This is a genomic window from Kitasatospora sp. MY 5-36 (assembly GCF_001182915.1).
Lineage (GTDB): Bacteria > Actinomycetota > Actinomycetes > Streptomycetales > Streptomycetaceae > Kitasatospora.
In genome coordinates this window covers 1-1,585 of record NZ_LFVW01000322.1, presented here as the reverse complement: position 1 = coordinate 1,585, position 1,585 = coordinate 1, and the positions used below count along the sequence as shown (strand labels likewise).

1 protein-coding gene is annotated in these 1,585 nt (G+C 78.9%); it reads left to right on the top strand.

The window, feature by feature from the left end; translation table 11 throughout:
- A partial coding sequence (locus AE652_RS21165; RefSeq protein WP_049653866.1) for a polyketide synthase dehydratase domain-containing protein occupies window positions 1-1,585 on the top strand: 1,585 nt, incomplete at both ends.

Sequence of the window (1,585 nt, the reverse complement as noted above, 5' to 3'; positions counted from 1 at the left end):
ACCCCTTCCAGCGCAACCGCTACTGGCTGGACACCGTGGCCGGTGCGGCCGCCGTCACCACGGCGGGCCTCACCGCCCCCGAGCACCCCCTGCTCGGCGCGGCCGTGCCGCTCGCGGACGGCCACGGCCACCTGCTGACCGGGCTGCTCTCCCGGCACAGCACGCCGTGGCTGGCCGACCACACCGTGATGGGCGCGACCCTGCTGCCCGGAACGGCGTTCCTGGAGCTGGCCGTCCGGGCCGGCGACGAGGTCGGCTACGGCCGCCTCGACGAACTCACCCTGGAAGCCCCGCTGGTGCTGCCCGAGCAGGGCGCCGTCCAGGTCCAGGTGGTGGTCGGCGAGGCCGACGCCACCGGCGCCCGGCCGGTCGGCCTGCACTCGCGGCCGCAGGACGCCGCGGCCTCCCGGCCGTGGACCCGGCACGCCGCGGGCACCCTCTCCCCCGCCGCTCCCGCCGCCCCCGCGGACCTCACCCAGTGGCCGCCGGCCGGCGCCGAACCGCTGCCGGTCGAGGACCTGTACGAGCGGCTGCCCGCCGGGTACGGACCGGCGTTCCAGGGGGTCCGCGCGGCCTGGCGGCGCGGCGAGGAGGTGTTCAGCGAGGTCGTGCTGAGCGAAGAGGTCGCGGACCGGTCGGCCCGCTACGGGCTGCACCCCGCGCTGCTGGACGCCGCCCTGCACGCCATGGACCTCGGCGCCGTCCGGCACCGCGAGGAGTCCGCCGAGGGCCACCTGGCGTTCGCCTGGAGCGGGGTCTCGCTGCATGCCGCCGGCGCGACCGCCCTGCGGGTCCGGCTCTCCCCGGCCGGCCTGGACTCGGTCGCCCTGGAGGCCTCCGACGAGCACGGCGTGCCGGTGGTCTCGGTGGAGGGCCTGGCCGTCCGGCCGGTCTCCTCCGACCAGCTGCGCGCGGTCCACGCCGGGCCCGACGGCGACTCGCTGTTCCGCGTCGACTGGACGGACCTGCCCGGGGCCGCCCCGGTCACCGGCCGCTACGCCCTGGTCGGCGAGGACGCCCTCGGCCTGGCCGCCGGGCTCACCACGGCGGGCAGCACGGTGGACGCGTACGCCGACCTGGCCGCCCTCGCCGCCGCCGACGGCGCCGCCCCCGACACCGTCCTGCTGCCCCTCGCACCGGGCGCCGCACCGGAGTTGGTCCCCGCCGTGCGGGCGGCCACCCACGCGCTGCTGGACCTGCTCCAGCAGTGGCTCGCCGAGGAGCGCTTCGCCGAGAGCCGCCTGGTCGTGCTGACCCGGGGCGCGGTGGCCGGGGACGGCCCGGGCGACGGCCTGCCGGACCTGGTGACCGCCCCGCTCTGGGGCCTGGTCCGCTCGGCGCAGTCCGAGCACCCGGACCGGATCGTCCTGGTCGACCTGGACGCGCAGGACGCCTCCTACCGCGCCCTGCCCGCCGCCCTGGCCGGCGACGAGCCGCAACTGCTGCTGCACGACGGCTCGGTACGGGCCGCGCGGCTCACCCGGGTGCGGCCCGCCGAGCAGGGCGCCCCCGCGCTCGACCCGAACGGGACGGCCCTGGTCACCGGGGCCACCGGCGGCCTCGGCGTGCTCGCCGCCCGCCACCT